This is a genomic window from Bacillus sp. S2(2024) (assembly GCF_050474045.1).
GTDB lineage: Bacteria > Bacillota > Bacilli > Bacillales > Bacillaceae_G > Bacillus_A > Bacillus_A yunxiaonensis.
Map to the genome: position 1 here is coordinate 1,270,107 of NZ_JBFLUS010000003.1, position 19,696 is coordinate 1,289,802.

Here is a 19,696-nt window from a genome sequence, read left to right on the forward strand (position 1 = left end):
AATGAATAGAGAGGGTTTCTATGAGTATGACGAGAGAAGAAAGAATGTTACAGTTGCCATTTTTTCAAGATAAACGAGAGCTTGCAAAGCAAATTATTAACATTGAACAACAAGAACATCGTTATTTACCAAATCAATTTGCAATCAAACAAGTCCCGCCATACACATTTGGGGACAAGCAAGTAGTAATCGGCCGTATTCATGAATTTTATTTTATTGGTATTTACAATAGCAACGGCTGGAAGTATCAAGCATTTGCTGATGTTATGAAGTGTCGTTCATTTTTTATTGGATTGTCTGGTATTACAGAGCAGCAGCTAGCATTTTGGTTTAATAACTTGGAGTTACTAGCAGTTTCATAATAAGGGGAGAATTGATTATGGCGCAAAATAAATACCGTGTAACGTTCAGTTCGCCAAATGAAATGGAGCAGCGGACGATTATGTCAGCAAATAGCTTACCGAACTTAATTCGCAAAGTTGAAAGTGTGATGGCAGACCCGAATGGTTATTTTATAAATGACAAAAAAAACAACTGTTATTTTCAAGTTATAAAACAAAATGTCACGTTTATTCAATATGAACTTCTATTTTCTGATAAAGCGGTTCATATTGAAAAATTGAAATATGTTGCACCAGCTGTTATGAGGAAACTATTTCAAACAGTGCGTAGTTCAGAAATATATGCGCTTGCCTTACTTGATATTGATGAGGAAACAAAAGCCTTACTTTTAACAGAAATGGATGATCACCTTCGCATACAAGTTGAGAAAGAGCTTACGCAAAAGTGGGAAGTTACGCCAGCAGAAATATCAGAAGCACAAGAAGTGTTACTTAATACGTTGGAGTCACTTATAAATGAATAAAAAACCATTCTTTTTAGGTGGGTGAGAGGATCTGGCCATGCATAGAAGCGGTCAGCCCCCTTTACTGCCACGTGCGGCGTTAAAACAAAGAGAGAAAACGAGTGGAGATTCCATTTTTTCTACATAGCAGTGACTTAGATGTTGGAAAGTCAAAACGGATTTATATATATAGTAAAAAATAATAGAATCATTAGAGAGGGGACTCATTTGCTTATGTCACAAGCACAAAGTATTTTACTAGAGAGTGGAACAAATGAATTAGAAATTGTTACATATACAATTGGAGAAAACTTATTTAGTATTAACGTTATGAAAGTTCGCGAAATCATTAATCCATTTCCTGTTACAACAGTTCCAGAAGCGCATGCAGCAGTAGAAGGTGTTGTACAAGTACGCGGTGAGATCTTACCGGTTATTAACTTAGCACAAGCATTAAATTTAAAGTCAAATAAGCCATTAGATCAAACAAAGTTTATCATTGCAGAATTGAACCAAATGAAAGTCATTTTCCGCGTTGATGAAGTGCACCGCATTCAACGTATTTCATGGGAACAGATTGATGAACCATCATCTTTATCGATGGGCTTAGAAGAAACAACGTCAGGGATTGTTAAACTTGATGGAAAAATCATTTTATTATTAGATTATGAAAAAATTGTATGTGAAATTAGCAATACCGGTTATGAAACGCAAAAATTATCTGGATTAGCAGAAAAAACAGATCGTGCTGAAAAAGTTATTTACATTGCTGAAGATTCAGCGATGCTTCGTCAAGTATTAGAAGAAACGTTAACGACAGCAGGATATACGAAAATCAACTTCTTTAGCAACGGTGCAGAAGCGTTAGCACAAATTGAAAAATTAGCAACTGAACAAGGGGAAAAGATGTTCCAGCATATTCACTTGCTCATTACTGATATCGAAATGCCGAAAATGGATGGTCATCATTTAACGAAAGTGGTTAAAGATCACGGTGTTATGAAGCATCTACCGGTTATTATTTTCTCTTCATTAATTACAAATGAGCTATATCATAAAGGGGAATCTGTTGGTGCTAATGCACAAGTAAGTAAACCAGATATTCAAGAGTTAATTGGACTTGTAGATAAACTTGTGTTATAAAAAGTCTGAAAAGCACTTATTTTAAGGAATTGAACAGCACATTCACATCTAAAGAATAAAAAAGAAGGTAATTGTCCATATATGTGGATGATTACCTTTTTTTTGTAGTGAAAGCGATGAATGTATTTTCTATTCTTATCTTTTTATACTTTTATATATTTTTTTATATCAATTATTTGACAGAGAATTTAGAAATATTATAAGATTAATATGTAAAATTTTCTATTTTTACAAGTAAAAAGGGGATTATGATGAAAGGTGTGGGAGAGGGAGATGACAAAGCAAACAGCAATTCATGTATTAGCGTGTTTACAAAAACGATTACAAAAAACAAATACAGAGAAAAATTTGGAAGTAGAATTTCGGAAAATAGAAAAGAAATTTCAAATAGATTACGAAGAAGTAATTGGTTTATATAATAAAATGTTTATGTTTGAAATGGATGTTAAGAAGTTAGGCGGTTTTAAAGCATACGAACTATCAGATACAGCATGGTTAAAATCTGAATTAGACTTGCTGCTGGAAGTGTATCAATTTTGTCAGCAACACGGTATGAATATTTTAAGTATCTCTGAATCTATAAGTCAAGAAAAATTACAATTATTCTTAAAAACGCCAAGTCAATTACAAAACACATATTATAAATTACGAAAACAAGAAATACCGATGGAAACTATCATGAAACAAAAACCAGGACGAAAACGAAATAATACTACAATAAAACAACCAATTTTAAAAAATGAAGAGAAAGAAACAGAAGAAAAAAGTAGAAAAATAGAAAAAAGTCTCGTTACTTTATTATCAGGAATCGTGAATAACTTTCAAACGATAGATGCACAAGATGAACAACATGAAAATGAACTGCATCACTTTATGGAGGGGATTTATAAGCTATCTAGCATGGCGGCAGAGCGAATGAAAGATGAACAAGATATAGATGAGTTAAAGAAGGAAATAATTGCTTTGCGAGCTGAAACAGAGCAGTTGCGTAGAGAAAAGGAAGAACTTGTTGTAGATATGAAAGGAATGACAAACAACATCATTCACTTCATTACAAGTTCTGACATTGAACAAATTCGTACCTTGCCATATTTTGTGCATATGTGCAAACAAGAACTACATAAACTTGGATTATATAATGGAACAATAGAAGGTCAATTAAAAGTTGTCATTGATCGCAGCGGACAAGTAGTGTCAGTGATAAAATAAGAGAAGTCATCTGAAGTGGATGGCTTTTTTTGTATTTATTATAGTAATTGTAGAGATTATAAAATAAGGGAATTACTTTATTAAAAAACGGGATGTCATATGTAAAAATGTATGAAGTTAAGAGACTATGTTATGAAACTCTTTAACTAGAAAAAGCCATCCAGAGCGGATAGCTTCCTAATTATTTATCCCGCTATTCGCGGGCGGTAAGACTCCCACCTCAAGATTCAGAGAGAAGCCAAGAAGATAGGTTGGGAATAACTGCTGGCATGCGCCCGATTGGTGAAACTTCCGTCAGTGGGAGATGAAGAAAACCCCACTGACGGAAGTTTCACTTTATTGATAAAGCAGTTTGATTATCATTTGTGGAACTTGATTTGTTTGTGAAACCATACTACATGCAACTTCTGTTAACAGTTTGTCTTTTACAAAGCCGCTCATTTTTTGTGCAACATTGGTATTTTCAATACGAGACGAATTTTCTTCTATATTTATAGTTTGATTATTTAAATGATCAACATGAAGTTGCAAGCGATTGATTAGCGCGCCGAGATCAGCGCGGTGTAGTGCAATTTTTTGTAAAGAATAATCAATTTTTGCAATAGCAGTTTGTGCATCTTTTTTAGTTGAAATCTTGATGTTGGTTTCTGTGGGGGAAGGGGAATTATTTTCCTGTTGGCTAAATTGAACTTTATTTATTGATGAAAATGGAACATCTATTGTAATACTATGATTTTGATTCTCTTCAAATATTGGAATTGTATGAAGTGTTGTTACATTTTGCATGTAACCGATTTGTTTTGTATGCTCTTGGAACTTTTTCTCTAAAGTAAATCGAGTATCACTTGAATTTTTATCGTGTGCTGCTTGAACCGCAAGATCACGCATTCGAAGTAAAATATTTGTGATACTCTGCAGGGAAGAATCTGCTGAACGAAGCATTACAAGTGTATTCTCATTATTTTGAATGGAAACGTTTATTCCTTGTTTAGCATCTACACGAGATACAATAGCAATATTAGCTGTATCATCAGCACCGCTGTGGATATGCTGTTCATTTGTGAAACGTTCCATTTTCGTATTTGTATGTTTTTCGTTTTTATATAGATCGTGCATTGTTTTCGTATCTGCAAAATTTGTTTCGATTCGCATCTAAATATACCCCTTTACTCTTATATAGAAAAATACACCCCTCCGCAAGCAGAGAGGTGTATTTTCGTTATATTATCAAATGGATTATTGTAATAATTTACTTACCATTTGTGGTGTTTGGTTTGCTTGAGAAAGCATGCTGATACCAGCATCGTTTAAGATTTTGAACTTAGTCATTTCAGACATTTCTTTCGCCATGTCAGCGTCTTCAATTTGAGAAGCTGCAGCAGCCATGTTTGTAGATTGGCTAGTTACGTTGTTTAAGTTATGGTCTAAACGGTTTAATTGAGAACCGTAAGTTGCTCTAGCGTCAGCAATTTCTTGAATAGCAGTGTCAAGAGCTGTGATTTCAGTTGCTGCAGTTGTAGAATCTAATTTCTTAGCTCCTCCTACTTGTAAAGTACCAGTTGTTTTTGCTGATGTATCGAAAGCTTTGATGTCCATTGTATCACCTGAAACATCAGAAAGTTGAACAGTGATATCTTTACCAGCGGCACCATTTAAGAAGGTGTTACCGTTGAAATTTGTTTTTGAAGCAATATGATCAATTTCAGCTCCTAATGCTTGATACTCTTTGTCCATAGATGCGATATCTTGAGAGTTGTTAGTACTGCTTGATGCTTGTGTTGCAAGGTCACGCATACGAAGTAAGATGTTTGAAACTGAACCTAATGCTGCATCGCCAGTACGTAATGCAGACATAGCGTCTTGTGTGTTACGAGCACCAACGTCTAAGCCGCCTTCTTTTGCACGCATACGAGTTGCGATTGCTAAACCAGCTGCATCGTCAGCTGCGCTGTTAATGCGTTTACCGCTTGATAAACGGTTCATTGCAGTGTTCATTTTGTCTTGGTTTTGGCGCATGTACTCTTGTGTACGCATGCTGTTTACGTTTGTGTTAATTCTCATAGTATAAGAACCCCCATTTTTTTGGTTTTTTTTATATTGATTTTTCTGTAAATCGATAAAGTTGGATATACGAAAAAATCAATTTCGAGTTAATTGTAATACTTGCTCTATATTGTGTCAACTAATAATTGTAATGAATAAATATAAAAAAATATAATTTTAACAATTTATAAATAAATACTGCTTATTTTTCTTCGGAATTATTGCAAAGTGTTATAAAAAACTCTAATATTAGGTTATCTTTGATTCTTTAAAAGGTGATATTATGATAATAGGAAATATAGTAAAAGAAGTTCTCTCTTCTAAAAGGGAACAGATTCAGCAAAAGTTAAGTAGTCCGGAGGCGTTTGTAAATAGTACATTTGGACAATCGCTTCAAAATGAAACAATAAAGGATGCTAAAGCAGCTGCTGAGCTTTCAAAAGTAGAAGAGAGTCAAAAAGTAGTAGGAGAGACAAGTGTGAAGAATGCCGAGCCGCTGCAAGTGGCCCAGCAGGAGTTTACGCGCCGTTTTGCTGATACAAATAGCGCGGGTAAGGATTCGTGGGAATTAACGAAAAAATATAGTATTCAAAGTATACGTCCTAGTAATGAAGGGAAGTATGCGGATAGTATTCAAAGAGTAAGTGATACATATGGAATTCCAAAAACGTTAATTCAAAAAATGATTGAAGTCGAATCTGATTTTAATCCAAATACTGTTTCTTCAGCAGGAGCGATTGGCTTAATGCAGCTTATGCCGGCAAATGTGAAGGAGCAGGGGGTAACGAATCCATTTTCACCTGCTGAAAGTATTGAAGGCGGTGTGAAAGAGTTAGCCGGATATTTGAAACAATATAACGGTGATCTCGTCTTGGCGCTTGCAGCTTATAATGCAGGGCCAGGAAATGTGAAAAAGTACGGAGGGGTGCCGCCGTTTCAAGAAACAGAAAATTATATAAAAAAGATATTAAACATCGATGTTTCTAAATAAAAATTTCTTATAATACTTAAATATATAAAAAATGAGATTTTTATGAACACGATATGGGAGTTGCTAGAAATGAAATTACATGAGGATATTCCATTAACAATTCATTTTGAAATTGGCAAGACGAAAAAGAAAATTGATGATTTGCTTCATATTACGAAAGGAACATTATACCGCCTTGAACATTCAACGAAAAATACAGTGCGTATTATGTTAGAAAATGAAGAAATCGGCATTGGTAAAATTTTAACGAAAAATGGGAAAATGTACGTTGAAATTGTCGAGTTGAAGGGATAGGAAAGGGGATTTTCATGAGCGGTGATAAGTTAAGTCAAGAGCAAATTGATGCGCTGTTAAAGGCGATGAATGATGGGGAAGAAATGCCTGATTTTGCACAAGAAGCAGAGAAGCAAGAGAAGTTTCAAGAGTATGATTTTAATAGACCGGAGAAATTCGGTGTGGAACATTTGCGGAGCTTACAAACGATTGCGACAAATTTTGGGAAACAGACATCCCAATCGCTTGCGGCGCGGATGCGTATTCCAATTGAGCTGGAGCCATCACCAGTAGAGCAAGTTCCATTTACGAGTGAGTATGTGGAGAAGATGCCAAAAGATTATTATTTATATTCTGTTATTGATTTAGGTTTGCCGAATCTTGGTGAGATTGTTATTGAAATGGATTTAGCTTTTATTATTTATATTCATGAATGCTGGCTTGGCGGAGATGCGAAGCGTGATTTTACACTTCGTAGACCGCTGACGTCATTTGAGTTTTTAACGCTTGATAACCTGTTTTCTGTTATTTGTGACAATCTGAAGAGAGCGTTTGAAAGTGTGATTGAGATACAGCCGCAACTTGTGGCAACAGAGACAGATCCGAATGCACTTAAAATCACAACTGCAAGTGATATTATTTCGCTCTTAAATGTAAACCTGAAAACGGAGTATTGGAATACAACAATTCGACTAGGCATTCCGTTTTTATCTGTCGAAGAGATTATGGATAAGCTAACGTCAGAAAATATTGTTGAACATTCTTCTGATAAGCGAAAAACATATTTTGCAGAAGTGGAAGCAGAAGTGCAAAAAGTTCGTAAATCTATACATGTAGCGATTGGCGAACAGAAGATGACAATTGGTAGTCTGAAGCAGTTTGAAGAAGGAGATATTATCCCGCTGCAAACGAAAGTAACAGATCAGCTTCGTGGATACGTTGACGGCAAGCATAAGTTTAATTGCTTTGTTGGGAAAGATGGAACACGTAAAGCATTTTTATTTAAAAGCTTTGTAGAGTAAGAGAGGGAGAAAAGGATATGAAGCATGAAGTATCGTCTGTTGCGCTAGTAGATTTAGAGGAATATACAAAAGATTATAGCGAACCATCAAGAGCGCATATTGAAATGGTTTCAGATATTTCAGTGGAACTTGGTGTACGACTTGGAAAAACAAGGTTGACACTTGGGGATGTGAATAAACTGAAAGTTGGCGACATTTTAGAAGTGGAAAAAAATTTAGGACATAAAGTGGATGTGTATTTAAGTAGTGAAAAAGTAGGGATTGGCGAAGCGATCGTGATGGATGAAAATTTTGGAATTATTATTTCTGAAATTCAAGCCGATAAGAAAAAAGCGGTATTAGCGGCTATGAGGCATGAATTGAGTGAGAATGAATAGAGGAGGTGTCATATGAGTTATATGACGACCTTGTTGCAAGTTGTATTGTTATTTGGTGCTCTTGGATATGGTGCGTACTATATGATGAAAAAGACGAGAAAGCATCAATTTTATAAGCAAGGAGAAAATGGTTTCATTCAAGTGAAAGATGGTATGTATGTAAATCATCAAACGAGTGCATTTTTATTTGAAGTAGATGGTAAACAAGTGTTTACGATTGTAGGTAATAATGGCATTCATTCCATTCAATTATCAGGAAATCAGTTTCATAAAGTGCTAGAAGATGCGATGAAAGAGGAACAAATTCAGCAGAAAAAAGTAGAGGATCCATCATGAAAATAAAGAAACATATATCTTCTATTGGTTTTATTTTTGCATTTTTTATTGTTTTTTGCATTATTTTTGCAAATCCAGCATATGCAGAGCCAAATGGTTTTATTAATTTAGAAAGTGGAAAAGAACTTACGAATAATTCTAGTGTACAACTTTTCCTACTCGTAACGCTGTTATCATTGTCTTCGTCAATTGTATTACTGTTTACACACTTTACTTATTTTATGATAGTTCTTGGAATTACACGTCAAGGGCTTGGTGTGATGAACTTACCGCCAAACCAAGTGCTTGTTGGCTTAGCGCTGTTTTTATCATTATTTACGATGCAGCCTGTTCTTGGGCAGCTGAAGAGTGATGTATGGGATCCAATGACGAAAGATAAAATTACGGTGAGTCAAGCAGCTGAGAAGTCGGAACCCATTATGAAAGAGTATATGACAAAGCATACATATAGTCATGATTTGAAAATGATGTTAAAAGTTCGAAATGAAAAGATGCCAAAAGATACGAAGGATATTTCGTTCTTTACACTCGTTCCATCTTTTACATTGACTCAAATTCAAAAAGGGTTAATAACAGGCATGTTTATTTATTTAGCGTTTGTTTTTATTGATTTAATTATTAGTACATTACTGATGTACCTCGGTATGATGATGGTACCGCCGATGATTTTAAGTTTACCATTTAAAATACTCGTTTTTGTATATTTAGGTGGATATACGAAAATCGTTGACATTATGTTTAAAACGGTTGCTTAGGGGCTGTTAGCAGCCTTCTACTATACGTGATAGGAGTCACATTTGCATGAATATATCACCAATTACAGAAATCTTTCAAACTTTTTTTTACAAAGGGTTTGAAATTTTACTTCCAGTTGCGGGGGTAAGTATGATCGTTGTTATTATTCTTGCGGTATTAATGGCAATGATGCAAATTCAAGAGCAGACACTGACGTTTTTACCGAAGATGGCGAGTATTGTTCTTGTTATTATCATACTAGGTCCGTGGATGTTTAACGAAATTACAACATTAATTTTAGACTTGTTTGATAAAATTCCGACGTTGCTGCGCTCGTCCTGAAAAAGGGTGACAGAAGATGAATATGGATTTATGGGTTGCAACGTTTTTTGCATTTTGCCGTATTGCTTCATTTTTGTATTTTTTACCGTTTTTTTCAGGGCGATCCATGCCAGCAATGACGAAAATTACATTTGGACTCGGGCTATCACTAGCAGTTGCTGATAAAGTTCATATTTCTCACATTGAGACGATATGGGATGTTGTCGGTTATGCTGGCACACAAATTGTAATTGGATTAACACTCTCAAAAATCGTAGAGTTTTTGTGGGATATTCCAAAGATGGCCGGGCACATTTTAGATTTTGATATTGGTTTATCGCAGGCGAGTTTATTTGACGTAAATGCCGGTTCGCAATCAACGCTGATTGCCACAATGTTTGATATTTTCTTTATGATGATTTTCGTTGCGCTTGGCGGAATTGATTATTTTGTCTCGACAATTTTAAAGTCGTTTCAATATACAGAAGCAATTTCACAGCTATTGACGAAAAACTTTTTAGATAGTTTATTAGCGACGTTGTTATTTGCGCTTACATCTGCAGTGGAAATTGCACTTCCACTTATGGGCAGTTTGTTTATTATTAATTTCGTATTAATTTTAATTGCAAAAAATGCACCGCAGCTCAATATTTTTGCCAATGCGTTTGTCTTAAAAATTACGTGCGGCATTTTATTTATTGCAATGAGTGTACCGATGTTCGGTTATGTATTTAAAAACTTAACGAACGTATTACTTGATGAATATACGAAACTATTTAACTTTTTCTTAACGAAATAGGGGGACGGTTATGGCAAAAGATAATAAAACAGAAAAAGCCACCCCGCAAAAGATTAAAAAAGCACGTGAAGAAGGAAACGTTGCTAGAAGTAAAGATTTAAATAATTTGTTTTCTGTTCTTGTTTTAGCAGCGGTTATTTATTTTTTCGGCGATCGTCTTGGCTATGAGATCGCCAATTCTGTTGCGGAGCTGTTGGACCAAATTGGAAAAAAAGCCGATACGACCGAGTACTTCTATTTAATGGGCATGCTTCTTTTGAAAATATCAGCGCCGATTCTTGTACTCGTCTATGCGTTTCATATGGTGAATTATATGGCGCAAGTTGGTTTTTTATTTTCAGCAAAAATTATTAAGCCAAAAGCATCGCGTATTAATCCGAAAAGCTATTTTACGAGACTGTTTAGCAGAAGAAGTATCGTTGATATTTTGAAGTCATTGTTTTATATGGTTCTTCTTGGCTATGTGGCGTATATCATTTTTAAGCGCAATTTAGAGAAAATTGTAAGTATGATTGGATTTAATTGGAGTGCGTCACTCGCTGAAATTATACGGGAAATGAAATATGTCTTTTTAGCCATTTTAATCATTCTTGTGGTTGTTTCTATTATTGATTTTATTTATCAAAAATGGGAGCATGCACAAGATTTGAAAATGAAAAAAGAAGAAGTAAAACAAGAGCATAAGGATAACGAAGGGGACCCTGAAGTAAAAGGAAAGCGAAAAAGTTTTATGCATGCGATTTTGCAGGGGGCGATTACGAAAAAGATGGATGGTGCGACCTTTATTGTAAATAATCCGACCCACATTTCTGTTGCACTTCGCTATGATAAGTTAGTTGATGCAGCACCAATTGTTGTTGCAAAAGGTGAAGACGAGCTGGCGCTTTATATGCGGACAATCGCACGTGAACAAGATATACCGATGGTGGAAAACCGTCCATTGGCGCGTTCTTTATATTATCAAGTTGAGGAAGACGAGGCGATTCCAGAAGATTTATATGTTGCTGTTATTGAAGTTATGCGCTATTTAATTCAAACAAAACAAATTGAAGTGTAGGGCGCGTTTGGAGGAGATTCTGTTTGTTTAAGATAGATTCTGCAAGAACCTATTTTTCTATCTTTTTAGCAGTGTCATTCATTGTGGCACTTTTAATTCCATTGCCACCATTTATATTAGATGTCATTATTGTCTTTTTACTTGGAATGGCAGTGCTCGTATATATGCGGGCAACGAGCATTAAAGAGTGGGATGAGTTAAAGTCATTTCCAACATTACTATTATTAATTGCAATTTTTCGTGTTTCGATTAACGTTTCTACGACGCGGGCCATCTTAACAAACGGGAATGCTGGTCATGTTATTGAGGAGTTTGGTCAGTTTGTTATTGGCGGAAATATATTAATTGGAATTGTAATCTTTATCGTACTTATCGTATTCCAATTTATTGTCGCAAATGGTGCTTCTCGTACTGCTGAAGTTGCGGCACGTTTTACACTTGATTCTTTGCCAGGGAAACAGATGTCGATTGATGCGGATTTAAATCAGCGCATTATTACAGATGAAGAAGCAAAGAACAAACGGAAGAAATTAAATATGGAAACAGATTTTTACGGTGCGATGGACGGTGCCGGAAAATTTGTAAAAGGTGATGTTATTTTTAGTATCGTCATCTTATTCGTCAATATTGTTTTCGGATTAATTGTGGGAATGATGCAGCAAGGAATGGGATTTCAAGAAGCTGCCTATCATTATACGAAATTAACGATTGGCGATGGAATTGTGAATCAAATCGGTTCATTATTATTAGCTATTTCGACAGGGATTATCGTTACACGCGTATTTGACGGATCATCTGATACAGTAAACGAAGGTATTTATAAAGAGTTAATGGCGCATGATGTCGTTGTTTATGCACTCGGTGGATTATTTATTGCCATGGGTATATTTTCACCGCTTCCACTCATACCATTTCTAATTGTTGGCGGAGGAGTTATTTTCTTAGGATACAGGAATAAACAGCGCTTGAAGAAAGAGGAAGAAGCAGAGCTGCAAAAAGAATTAGAAATGATTCAAAGTGATGACGATCAAATTAAGAAAGTGGAAGATTCATTTGGTGTCTTTACTGATAAATACCCAATTATCGTTGAACTGGGGCTTGACTTAGCGGCTCTTGTGAAACAAAAAATTAACGGAGAAACAGCTCGAGATAAAGTTGTATTAATGCGAAAATCGATTATTACAGATTTAGGAATTAACGTTCCTGGCATTAACTTTAAAGATAATACGAGTTTTAGACCTCGCGGACGTTATGTGATTCGAATTAAAGGTGCAAAGGTAGCGGAAGGTGTCTTAAAATCGGGGTATTTATTAGCACTCAAAACACCAAATGTTATGGCAGATTTAGATGCTGAGCCTGCAAAAGACCCAATCTTTGGTGAAGATGGCTACTGGATTTTAGAGCATGTTGTACAAGATGCACAAATGAAAGGGTATCAAGTGTTAGAACCGCTTAGTATTTTAATTACGCATTTAGATGTTATTATTCGTCGTAATGTACATGAACTATTACAGCGTCAGCATGTAAAAGATTTAATTCAATCTTTAGAGCATGATCACAGTGTATTATTAGAAGAAATTAAGAAAAAAGAAATTGATTTATCTCTTATTCAAAATGTCGTGAAACAATTGTTAAAAGAAGGAATCTCGATTCGAGATTTACCGACAATTATGGAAGGCATTATTGATGGAAAAGAAATATATCAAAATCATGCGGATGGTGTCACTTCTTTCGTACGTGAATGTATTTCAAAGGTGATTTGTGAGCATGCGAAAAATTATGATGGAAAAATTTATGCAGCGCTATTCTCGGATTCAATTGAACTTGATGCTGATGTAGTAAATAATTCGTATCAAGGGTATCTATTAAACTGGGATTTAGAACAAGAAACACGTGTCATCGATCAAATTCAACACATTTTCAAACAGTCCCGCTTAATGGGGAGAGACCCCGTTTTATTAACGCGCCGTAAAGATTTTCGATTCGGTATTGTAAGGCTGCTTGACCGTTATCAAATAGAGGCAAAGGTACTGTGCATAAGTGAATTGGCACCTGAAGTAGTCGTAGATCAAATTGCATATATTGAGTAGGCGGAGGTGAGAGAAAATGGAAAGCACAGCAAAGAAGGAAAGCATAAAGCGAATTCAGGCCCGTTCTAAAAGCGAACTGTATCATCAACTTTTTGAGGAATTCGGAAATGATTATTACTATGTTGTGGATGAGACAGTCAAACGAAAGATTCCGTTCTTTTGGAAAAAGCAATATGAAATGATTGTAAAAGTTCCTCAAAAAAGTGAAGAAGAGCAAGAATCTTTCGTAACAGAAATAGTAGAAGAACAATCAGAGGAAATGATTCAAGCAGAGAAGATACAATCGATTTTACATGACCTGGAGAATAAAACGCATAACATTCCATATACACCAAAACCATTTGCTCAAAGTGAAGAGTGGATGCAGAAAAAACAAAAATTACTTCAAGTGTTCGATAAGGGACTTGTTGTAATGAAAACTGTGGAAAAACAAGACGAAAAATCAGAAATCGATGAACAGAAGGCAGATGTTTCTCTTGTAAAGGAAATATCAGAAGAGCAAGGAGCATCAGTACCATTTATTATTAAAAAGGTGCTTCGTACACTCGAGAAAAATGATGTAGAGGAACATTTCTTAACAGTATACGAAAAGAAATTACGAGCGAAGTTCGAACATACTTCTCTTATTACTGAAGAAGAAGTATTGCAGTTTATTCTTGAAGATATGAGTACACATTTTCATACAGAAAATGTGTTTGATAAGGGAATACAAACGATTGCCTTAATCGGACCGACAGGTGTTGGGAAGACTACGACACTTGCAAAAATCGCTTGGCAGTTATATGAACAAAATAAAACAGTTGGATTTATTACAACTGATCAGTCCCGGGTTGGGACAGCGCAGCAATTGCAGGAGCACGTGAAAATAATTGGAGCAGAAGTCCTTGCAGTACGTGATGAAGATGGAATGTCTAGGGCACTTTCTTACTTTAAGCAGGAGGTACCAGTTGACTATATATTAATTGATACAGCCGGAAAGAATTATCGTACAATAGAATCTGTACAAGGTACGATTGAAATGATGGAGCAAATTCAACCGGATTATATTTGCTTAACATTATCTGCTTCAATGAAAAGTAAAGATATGGTTGAGATTATTACCAATTTCAAAGATATACATATTAATGGGTTTATATTTACAAAGTTTGATGAAACAGCAAGCATTGGGGAACTATTAAAAATTCCAGCTGTTTCAACTGCACCAATTGTATTTACAACAGATGGCCAAGATGTTACGCAGCACTTGCATATTGCAACAGCTGAACATTTAGCAAGTCAAATGTTACACACATCATAATAAGAGAGCGAGGGAAGAATAAGGTTTTCGCCTTATTCATTATAGTATGAACGGTCTATATATCGGTTCTATGGGAATGATGAACTACATGCAGCATATAAACATGCATGCAAATAACATTGCTAATGCTCAAACAACAGGATTTAAAGTAGATCAAATGACGTCAAAAGTTTTTGATACACATAAAACATACCGTCAAGTAAATGGAAGAGAAACTGCAATTGGAACGGTTGATTATGCCGTTGTACCGGCTGCAACACATGTGAATTTGACGCAAGGTACGATGCAAATTACAAATAGTGGTACTGATTTTTACTTAGAAGATGGAAATACAGGTGCAGCTTCTTTCTTTGTAGTTTCAAGAAATAATCAAACATATATGACGAAAGATGGACATTTTACTTTAAATGCAGATCGTTACTTACAAACAACAGCTGGTGCGTATGTACTTGATAGTAATAATGAGCGTATTCGTATTCCTGAAGGTGCGAAGCTTTCTGTAAAGGCTGATGGTACTATTTATAATGAAGCGACCAAGCAAAATATTGCGCGGTTACAAACGAAGTCAGTTGACGCAAACATGAAAGCACATCTTGTAAAGCATGAAGACAAAACCTTTACAGTAGATGGGGCAAACATTGCTAATTTACCGAATGGAACAGCTGCTGTTCATAATTATATGTTAGAAAACTCAAATGTTGATCTGACGAAAGAAATGACCGATCTTATGACGAACCAAAAGATGGTCCAAGCATCGCAGCGCGTGATGACAACATTTGATAAAGTGTATGATAAAGAATCGAATGAGTTATTAAGATAAGGGAATGCCTAAAGAGGGCATTCCTTTTTTTATTTTAAAATAAGGAAGGGAGGAGAAATGAAATTAAATATTGAGAGAGTTGTTTGTAATGGTCGAACGTTTGAAGAATATTGTGATATGTTCCAATTACATGATGAGGACATACAAAATAAGAAAATATTAGATTGTCCATCGAGCGCTTGTTCATTCACAGCAGTTGCCACATTTCTTTCAAGAGTAGTACCGCTGCTTGTATTAAGTAAAATAGAAATTCCAGAATGGGGGTTGAGATGGCTAAATCATATTCCAATTGCAATATTAGCTGCATTGTTAGCATAAACATTATTTATAGATGAAACGGTGCAAGTGGATTATTTATTAGCGGCCATCCCGACGTTCCTTGTTGTGATTTTCACCTGGAGTTTGCTTCGCGCAGTGCTCAGGGGAATTCACTCCTCCGACTCATTTCATATAAAATTATTATTTTAGAATTTATATGGGTTGGTCTTTATCCAACATTTTTTATGGGAGTGAACTAGCAACCTGTCGTATCTTTGGATAACATATATTCGAAAAAGGGATAAATCAACAAAAAATGATACAATTCGAACAGTAGTCGGAATTTTTTTAAAAAACTATTGTAAATCCTGTAAATTAAGTATAGTATTTACATATGTATATATTCATTATAAAGAACGGTAAGCGATAATAATGAGGAATTAAGTTTCTATTAAAATGAAATTACGTTCTTAAAAAAGAACAATTAATTAATAGTGCAGAAACTTATGAAAAAGAATCAACTATCTCTGTACCATACCGTTCAGAACAAATTTTTAAAAATGATATTAAGTACCTTTTGGTACGAACATGGTGATGTCTCCTGACCACTATCAATGGAGGCACTCGGTTGTGTTGTGGGTAGAATGGCTACCTTAGACGCGTGTCGTCGAAAGCATGGTGTGAGGTCGGGTTAGATGCCCAATATGATGTATGAAAATTTTGGCTATGGTTCTATCTAAGGACAAGTGCCATCCTAAGTTACGGATATCTAGCTTGACAGATATCTGTAACTTAGGATGGCTATTACTCTAGTCTCTGGCTGAGAAAAATGATTCTTGCAAGCGTCTAAAGGAAATAGTCGTGATTATAGATTAATTAACGATTCTGTATACAATAGTAGAAACTATTGAAAAAGTGCTACAAGATGAAGGGTTACATAGAGAATTAATCGGATTTACAAAATCAATTACGGAAATAGACATTTTGGGCATACATTTGTAATTTCTGTAGGAGGGAGATAAATTGATCTATAGAGGGAGATTATATTTACTCATACTGATTGATTCGCTAATTGTATTGGCTTCAGCGTATGTAAGTTATTGGCTTATACAGCCTAATGTATTAATGCAAGTACCTATACATTTCATAAGTAGTTCAATGATATTGCTTTGTTGTCATTATATTTTTGCTAGTTATTACAAGCTGTATAAAAAAGCATGGGAATATGCAAGCATTGGGGAAATGTTACAAATTATTAAGACTGCAACATTTTCTATTCTTATTACAGCGGTAGTACAGCAAGTGTTAAATAGTGATATGTCTATACGAATTTTAATAATAGCTTGGATGCTACATATGTTCTTAATAGGTGGTTCACGTTTTATATGGCGGATGTTTCGCGATACTTATATTACAAAAAGCACTGATAAAACCCATACATTAATTGTAGGTGCTGGGTCAGCAGGAACAATGGTTGCACGGCAATTGTTAAAAAATAGAGCAACTGATCTATATCCGGTGGTATTTGTTGATGATGATCACTATAAACAAAATCTTGAAATTTTCAATATTCCTGTAGTTGGAAAAACACGAGATATTCAACAAGTTGTAGAACGTTATAACATCAAGCAAATCATTATTGCAATCCCATCTTTAAGTAGAAAAGGAGCACAGGGGATTTTTGAAGAATGTACAAAAACAAAAGCGAGAACACAGATGGTCCCAATGTTAGAGGATATTTTAGATGGGAAAATTTCTGTAAATGAATTTCGAGATGTACAGGTTGAAGATTTATTAGGAAGAGAACCAGTGCAATTAGATGATGCAGGAATCGGTGAAAAGATTACAGGTAGGACAATTTTAGTGACTGGTGCCGGAGGATCGATAGGTTCTGAAATTTGTCGTCAAGTTATGAAATATAAGCCGACTAAAATTGTGCTACTTGGGCATGGTGAAAATAGTATTTATACAATTGAAATGGAATTAAGATCGTTATATAAAGATGAGATTGAAATTATAACAGAAATTGCAGATGTACAAGACCTTCATAAAATGTTTCAAATTATGGACAGGTATAAACCATATATCGTATATCATGCTGCAGCACATAAACATGTTCCTTTAATGGAACGGAATCCAGAAGAAGCTGTGAAAAATAATGTTATTGGCACAAAGAATGTTGCAGAAGCGGCGGATATGTTTAAGGTCAATACGTTTGTAATGGTCTCTACTGATAAAGCGGTAAATCCAACAAGTGTAATGGGGGCGGCAAAGCGTGTTGCAGAAATGATTGTACAACATATGGACACTGTAAGTGAAACGAGATTTGTTGCAGTTCGTTTTGGCAATGTGTTAGGAAGTAGAGGGAGTGTTATTCCACTATTTAAGAAGCAAATTCAAAAAGGTGGTCCTGTTACTGTTACACATCCTGATATGGTTCGTTATTTTATGACAATTCCAGAAGCTTCACGTTTAGTTATTCAAGCGGGTGCGTTAGCTAAAGGTGGCGAGGTATTTGTGCTTGATATGGGGGAACCAGTTAAAATTATTGATTTGGCAAAAAATTTAATAAAACTATCTGGCTATACAGTTGAAGAGATTGGAATTGAATTTACTGGTCTTCGTCCTGGTGAAAAAATGTACGAGGAACTTTTAAATGAAAATGAGGTATATCCTAAACAGATATTCCCTAAGATTCATATTGGCAAAGCGATGTTAGTTGATCAGGTAATGTTGCAAAAGTTTTTACATGGGTTCCAGTTGATGAATCAGCAAGACATAAGGGAAACCTTGCTTTCTATAGCAAACGATTCAAAGAGAAAAGCCATCAGTTCTTAGTAGTTTGCTACATGTATCTTAATGTAAAAGGACTGTATAAAAAAAGTATTTGAATAGGTGATATAAATGTCAAAAAAAGTATTGTTTTGTGCAACAGTAGATTATCATTTTAAGGCATTTCATTTACCTTATATGAAATGGTTTCAAGATAAAGGATGGGAAGTTCATGTGGCAGCAAGGGGGGATATAGAACTTCCTTTCGTGGATGAAAAGTACAATATTCCAATTAAACGGTCGCCTTTTCACATGAATAATGTGAATGCTTATAAAGAACTAAAAAAGATTATAGAGAAACACAATTATGAAATCATTCATTGTCATACACCTATGGGGGGAGTACTTGCACGCTTAGCTGCACGTAAAGCTAGAAATAAAGGAACTAAAGTCATATATACGGTACATGGTTTTCATTTTTTTAAAGGAGCACCATTTATAAATTGGCTCGTGTATTATCCAATAGAACAAAGTTTGAGTCGTTATACAGATTGCTTAATAACAATAAATGAAGAAGATTATCAATTGGCGCTCAAAAAATTTAATCAAAACATATGTATAAAAAAAATTCACGGTGTGGGAGTAGATTTAGAAAAATTTAAAGCTGTTAATGATCAAGAAAAAATGAAACTTCGTAAAAAATATGGTTTTCGTATGGAAGATTTTATTTTAATTTATCCAGCAGAACTTAATCTTAATAAGAATCAAAAAGTCCTTCTGGAGAGTATTGTGTTATTAAAAAATCATATTCCAAATATTAGACTTCTTTTACCCGGAGAAGGAAGTATGGAAGAAGAATACAAAAAATTCTTAAAAGATAATCATATTGAAGAAAATGTCTTTCTTTATGGGTTTTGTGAACATATTCATGAATTAATTCAGCTTTCCGATCTTTCTGTTTCTTCTAGTTTACGAGAAGGATTAGGGATGAACCTTGTTGAAGGTATGGCATGTGGAAAGCCTGTTATAGCGATGGATAATAGAGGTCATAGAGAATTAATTAAACAAGGCACGAATGGATTTATATTTCATAAGGGTGATGAACTTGTAGAAAGAGTTTTGGAGATATATACATCATCTGTTAAAAGAGAAGAAATGGGGAAAATGGGGATTTATATTTCTAAAATATATTCCCAAACTAATACATTAAAAGAAATGGATGAAATTTACGGAATGTATATGAGGTTAACTTCTCCTAGCTTAAGTACTAACGCATTTAAAAGTAGAAAATTGTAAAAATCTTTGTTTG

20 protein-coding genes and 1 pseudogene are annotated in these 19,696 nt (G+C 34.9%); 19 read left to right on the forward strand and 2 right to left on the reverse strand.

All coding sequences use genetic code 11. From position 1 onward, the window contains the following. The first annotated feature begins 26 nt into the window (after positions 1-26). The 4 genes from AB1284_RS06505 to AB1284_RS06520 all read left to right on the forward strand — a co-directional run bounded on the left by AB1284_RS06505 (position 27) and on the right by AB1284_RS06520 (position 3,196). Positions 27-362 (forward strand): DUF3964 family protein, encoded by a 336-nt coding sequence (locus AB1284_RS06505; protein WP_429754340.1) that lies wholly within the window; start codon positions 27-29, stop codon positions 360-362. Positions 363-379: 17 nt separating this feature from the next. Then, positions 380-865, forward strand: coding sequence for a FliG C-terminal domain-containing protein (locus AB1284_RS06510; protein WP_429750752.1), 486 nt, complete (start codon positions 380-382; stop codon positions 863-865). 213 nt (positions 866-1,078) lie between these two features. Continuing rightward, positions 1,079-1,987: a chemotaxis protein gene (locus AB1284_RS06515; protein ID WP_429750750.1), complete on the forward strand. Its 909-nt coding sequence runs from the start codon at positions 1,079-1,081 to the stop codon at positions 1,985-1,987. Positions 1,988-2,260: 273 nt separating this feature from the next. Further along, the gene (locus AB1284_RS06520) at positions 2,261-3,196 is read left to right on the forward strand and encodes a DNA-binding domain-containing protein (protein ID WP_429750748.1); all 936 of its coding nucleotides are present in this window, start codon (positions 2,261-2,263) and stop codon (positions 3,194-3,196) included. Between the two features lie 336 nt (positions 3,197-3,532). On the opposite strand, the gene AB1284_RS06525 is transcribed toward AB1284_RS06520, so the two are convergent. Both AB1284_RS06525 and AB1284_RS06530 read right to left on the reverse strand, forming a co-directional pair. Beyond that, positions 3,533-4,348 (reverse strand): flagellin, encoded by an 816-nt coding sequence (locus AB1284_RS06525; RefSeq protein WP_429750747.1) that lies wholly within the window; start codon positions 4,346-4,348, stop codon positions 3,533-3,535. A gap of 84 nt (positions 4,349-4,432) precedes the next feature. Further along, the gene (locus tag AB1284_RS06530; protein ID WP_429750745.1) at positions 4,433-5,257 is read right to left on the reverse strand and encodes a flagellin; all 825 of its coding nucleotides are present in this window, start codon (positions 5,255-5,257) and stop codon (positions 4,433-4,435) included. A 265-nt stretch (positions 5,258-5,522) separates the two neighbouring features. Between AB1284_RS06530 and AB1284_RS06535 the strand changes: the two genes are divergently transcribed. The 15 genes and pseudogenes from AB1284_RS06535 to AB1284_RS06605 all read left to right on the forward strand — a co-directional run bounded on the left by AB1284_RS06535 (position 5,523) and on the right by AB1284_RS06605 (position 19,683). Further along, positions 5,523-6,230 carry a lytic transglycosylase domain-containing protein gene (locus tag AB1284_RS06535; RefSeq protein ID WP_429750743.1) on the forward strand — a complete coding sequence of 236 codons (708 nt, stop codon included), beginning with the start codon at positions 5,523-5,525 and terminating at the stop codon, positions 6,228-6,230. 69 nt (positions 6,231-6,299) lie between these two features. After that, the gene (locus AB1284_RS06540) at positions 6,300-6,524 is read left to right on the forward strand and encodes a flagellar motor switch protein FliN (RefSeq protein ID WP_429750742.1); all 225 of its coding nucleotides are present in this window, start codon (positions 6,300-6,302) and stop codon (positions 6,522-6,524) included. A gap of 14 nt (positions 6,525-6,538) precedes the next feature. Then, complete coding sequence (gene fliM, locus AB1284_RS06545) at positions 6,539-7,525, forward strand: flagellar motor switch protein FliM (RefSeq protein ID WP_429750740.1); 987 nt, start codon at positions 6,539-6,541, stop codon at positions 7,523-7,525. A 17-nt stretch (positions 7,526-7,542) separates the two neighbouring features. Next, on the forward strand, positions 7,543-7,902 hold the full coding sequence (locus tag AB1284_RS06550) for a FliM/FliN family flagellar motor switch protein (protein ID WP_429750738.1): 360 nt from the start codon (positions 7,543-7,545) through the stop codon (positions 7,900-7,902). A 12-nt stretch (positions 7,903-7,914) separates the two neighbouring features. Next, a complete protein-coding gene (locus tag AB1284_RS06555; protein WP_336482922.1) occupies positions 7,915-8,238 on the forward strand; it encodes a flagellar motor switch protein FliN in 324 nt (107 codons plus the stop codon). Next, positions 8,235-8,993 (forward strand): flagellar biosynthesis protein flip, encoded by a 759-nt coding sequence (locus AB1284_RS06560; protein WP_429750736.1) that lies wholly within the window; start codon positions 8,235-8,237, stop codon positions 8,991-8,993. Before AB1284_RS06555 ends, AB1284_RS06560 begins: the two co-directional genes overlap by 4 nt. 46 nt (positions 8,994-9,039) lie before the next feature. Beyond that, positions 9,040-9,315, forward strand: a complete 276-nt coding sequence (locus tag AB1284_RS06565; RefSeq protein ID WP_336482924.1) for a flagellar biosynthetic protein FliQ — start codon at positions 9,040-9,042, stop codon at positions 9,313-9,315. Positions 9,316-9,331: 16 nt separating this feature from the next. Next, complete coding sequence (locus AB1284_RS06570) at positions 9,332-10,093, forward strand: flagellar biosynthetic protein FliR (RefSeq protein WP_429750734.1); 762 nt, start codon at positions 9,332-9,334, stop codon at positions 10,091-10,093. Positions 10,094-10,103: 10 nt separating this feature from the next. Next, on the forward strand, positions 10,104-11,150 hold the full coding sequence (flhB, locus tag AB1284_RS06575; protein ID WP_429750732.1) for a flagellar type III secretion system protein FlhB: 1,047 nt from the start codon (positions 10,104-10,106) through the stop codon (positions 11,148-11,150). 23 nt (positions 11,151-11,173) lie between these two features. Further along, positions 11,174-13,240: a flagellar biosynthesis protein FlhA gene (locus AB1284_RS06580; RefSeq protein WP_429750731.1), complete on the forward strand. Its 2,067-nt coding sequence runs from the start codon at positions 11,174-11,176 to the stop codon at positions 13,238-13,240. Positions 13,241-13,256: 16 nt separating this feature from the next. Beyond that, a complete protein-coding gene (gene flhF / locus AB1284_RS06585) occupies positions 13,257-14,537 on the forward strand; it encodes a flagellar biosynthesis protein FlhF (protein ID WP_429750729.1) in 1,281 nt (426 codons plus the stop codon). Positions 14,538-14,583: 46 nt separating this feature from the next. Further along, positions 14,584-15,357: a flagellar hook-basal body complex protein gene (locus tag AB1284_RS06590; protein ID WP_429750728.1), complete on the forward strand. Its 774-nt coding sequence runs from the start codon at positions 14,584-14,586 to the stop codon at positions 15,355-15,357. A gap of 156 nt (positions 15,358-15,513) precedes the next feature. Further along, positions 15,514-15,825 (forward strand): annotated as a pseudogene (locus tag AB1284_RS06595) (AzlD domain-containing protein). An 813-nt stretch (positions 15,826-16,638) separates the two neighbouring features. Beyond that, on the forward strand, positions 16,639-18,453 hold the full coding sequence (locus tag AB1284_RS06600) for a polysaccharide biosynthesis protein (RefSeq protein WP_429750727.1): 1,815 nt from the start codon (positions 16,639-16,641) through the stop codon (positions 18,451-18,453). Positions 18,454-18,519: 66 nt separating this feature from the next. Further along, positions 18,520-19,683, forward strand: coding sequence for a glycosyltransferase family 4 protein (locus AB1284_RS06605; protein WP_429750725.1), 1,164 nt, complete (start codon positions 18,520-18,522; stop codon positions 19,681-19,683). The last annotated feature ends 13 nt before the right edge of the window (positions 19,684-19,696 follow it).

Bases quoted from the DNA above. Each gene is read 5' to 3' on its own strand.
- AB1284_RS06525 (WP_429750747.1), bottom strand. From the start codon at position 4,348: ATGCGAATCGAAACAAATTTTGCAGATACGAAAACAATGCACGATCTA.
- AB1284_RS06510 (WP_429750752.1), top strand. From the start codon at position 380: ATGGCGCAAAATAAATACCGTGTAACGTTCAGTTCGCCAAATGAAATG.
- AB1284_RS06540 (WP_429750742.1), top strand. From the start codon at position 6,300: ATGAAATTACATGAGGATATTCCATTAACAATTCATTTTGAAATTGGC.
- AB1284_RS06605 (WP_429750725.1), top strand. From the start codon at position 18,520: ATGTCAAAAAAAGTATTGTTTTGTGCAACAGTAGATTATCATTTTAAG.
- flhF (WP_429750729.1), top strand. From the start codon at position 13,257: ATGGAAAGCACAGCAAAGAAGGAAAGCATAAAGCGAATTCAGGCCCGT.
- AB1284_RS06590 (WP_429750728.1), top strand. From the start codon at position 14,584: ATGAACGGTCTATATATCGGTTCTATGGGAATGATGAACTACATGCAG.
- AB1284_RS06520 (WP_429750748.1), top strand. From the start codon at position 2,261: ATGACAAAGCAAACAGCAATTCATGTATTAGCGTGTTTACAAAAACGA.
- flhB (WP_429750732.1), top strand. From the start codon at position 10,104: ATGGCAAAAGATAATAAAACAGAAAAAGCCACCCCGCAAAAGATTAAA.
- AB1284_RS06515 (WP_429750750.1), top strand. From the start codon at position 1,079: ATGTCACAAGCACAAAGTATTTTACTAGAGAGTGGAACAAATGAATTA.
- AB1284_RS06560 (WP_429750736.1), top strand. From the start codon at position 8,235: ATGAAAATAAAGAAACATATATCTTCTATTGGTTTTATTTTTGCATTT.
- AB1284_RS06555 (WP_336482922.1), top strand. From the start codon at position 7,915: ATGAGTTATATGACGACCTTGTTGCAAGTTGTATTGTTATTTGGTGCT.
- AB1284_RS06505 (WP_429754340.1), top strand. From the start codon at position 27: ATGACGAGAGAAGAAAGAATGTTACAGTTGCCATTTTTTCAAGATAAA.
- AB1284_RS06565 (WP_336482924.1), top strand. From the start codon at position 9,040: ATGAATATATCACCAATTACAGAAATCTTTCAAACTTTTTTTTACAAA.
- AB1284_RS06550 (WP_429750738.1), top strand. From the start codon at position 7,543: ATGAAGCATGAAGTATCGTCTGTTGCGCTAGTAGATTTAGAGGAATAT.
- AB1284_RS06570 (WP_429750734.1), top strand. From the start codon at position 9,332: ATGAATATGGATTTATGGGTTGCAACGTTTTTTGCATTTTGCCGTATT.
- AB1284_RS06530 (WP_429750745.1), bottom strand. From the start codon at position 5,257: ATGAGAATTAACACAAACGTAAACAGCATGCGTACACAAGAGTACATG.
- fliM (WP_429750740.1), top strand. From the start codon at position 6,539: ATGAGCGGTGATAAGTTAAGTCAAGAGCAAATTGATGCGCTGTTAAAG.
- AB1284_RS06535 (WP_429750743.1), top strand. From the start codon at position 5,523: ATGATAATAGGAAATATAGTAAAAGAAGTTCTCTCTTCTAAAAGGGAA.